Source organism: Pseudaeromonas pectinilytica (assembly GCF_054780855.1).
Genome location: NZ_BAAGVN010000096.1, coordinates 1 through 1,697, shown reverse-complemented (window position 1 = coordinate 1,697; position 1,697 = coordinate 1). Strand labels below are relative to the sequence as shown.

Here is a 1,697-nt window from a genome sequence, read left to right as displayed (position 1 = left end):
TTGGTATCCATAGCGGGCACCTCAGTCCAGCGAACTTACTGCAAGTATAGATTGCCCCCAACACGTAAAGGGAACAGCGCCCTGGCTTGAGCTCAACAATGAGGATCCGGGTCTGCTGGAAATCTTCCATGACTCCGGTGCCGATTTGGCCGATGTGCACAGCCAGTACACCATGGGCCTGCTCAATCTGACCGAACGGGCCTGGGCGGAAGAGTTGCACCTCAACCTGTGCCTCAAGGTCAAGGAGCTGCTGAACCCCATCAACCGTCAGCACCGCGCCATGCTCGATGAGCTGAACGACAAGCTGGCGGACAAGTGCTTCGTCAACTTCTCCTTGTTCCAGTCGCTGCCGGATGCCTGGGGTATCGATCAGATCTTCCCGGTGATGCCGCTCTCCGGGCTGGACCGTCCGCCGGTACGCCGTGGTGTGGTGTTCGATATCACCTGCGACTCCGATGGCATGGTGGATCACTATGTGGACGGTGTCGGCGTGGAAAGTACCTTGCCGATGCCGGAGTTCGCCGATGACGAAAGCTGCTACATGGGCTTCTTCCTGGTGGGCGCCTACCAGGAGATCCTGGGCGACTTGCACAATCTGTTTGGCGATACCCACAGCGCAGATATCTGTATGGATGCCGATGGCAAGCCGGTGATCACCCATGTGATCCGCGGTGACAACGTCGATAACCTGCTGCGTTATGTGAATATCGATCCCCAGCGGATCCGCGAGAACTACCAGGCGCTGGCCTCCCATCCATCCCTGGATGAAGAGACCCGGACCGCTCTGCTGGCGGATCTGGATGCCGGCCTGCAAGGCTATGCCTATCTGGAAGACGATGAATAATCGCCACTAACTAGCGGTATTATTTATCGGTTCGTGATGAATATTAAAAACCGGGATCAGTCGCTGATCCCGGTTTTTTTGTCTTTGAAAAACACGGCAGGAAAAATTACTCCATTCGCTGATATTCATTCATCTATAGAGGCTGATCATTGAATAGGACGTTCCGGAAATATTGATACCTTGACCGTTAATTATGATATCGCGTTGGATTATATAATAAATTTTATACAGCATGATCTTGGTGAACCCGCGATAGAGGCCGAAGTTGATGCAGTGCTACAGGCATTTAGAGGCAGGGCAAGATCATGAACGTTTTATAAACAAATTCAGAACGCTTTGACCTGCAGATCGGGTTGTGATCTTATACTCCCTTTTCCTGGGAGCCATCCATGCAGCTCGATGCCTTTTCTGAGTGCTTTTCCGAACTTCACGACCCGCGCCAATCAGCGAAAATCTCCTATCCACTCTTCGACATCCTGTTCCTGACGGTTTGTGCTGTCATCGGCGGCAGCGAGGGCTGGGAAGATATTGAAGATTTCGGGCAAGCGCATAGTCGCTGGCTCCAGGATAAGGGATTGTTTCCAAAGGGCTTACCCGTTCACGATACCATTGCCAGAGTGATGTCCAGCCTGGCACCCGAGCAGTTTCAGGCCTGTTTTCTCAAGTGGATGCAAGCGGTTAACACTCGTGCCAAGGGGGAGCTGATCGCCATTGATGGCAAGGTTCTGCGTGGTTCCTATAACAGGGACGACCGACAGTCGACCATCCATATGGTCAGTGCGTTTGCCAGCGCCAACGGTATGGTGCTCGGGCAAGTAAAAACAGACGCCAAATCCAATGAAATCACCGCGAT

General features: G+C 52.9%; 1 protein-coding gene and 1 pseudogene. Both read left to right on the top strand.

Annotated elements, in window-relative coordinates; genetic code table 11:
- Positions 1-82: 82 nt before the first annotated feature.
- Positions 83-844, top strand: a pseudogene (locus ACYVG7_RS06885) (arginine decarboxylase); the annotation flags it as partial.
- A gap of 389 nt (positions 845-1,233) precedes the next feature.
- On the top strand, positions 1,234-1,697 hold a 464-nt coding region (locus ACYVG7_RS06880), incomplete at its 3' end, for an ISAs1 family transposase (protein ID WP_460882471.1).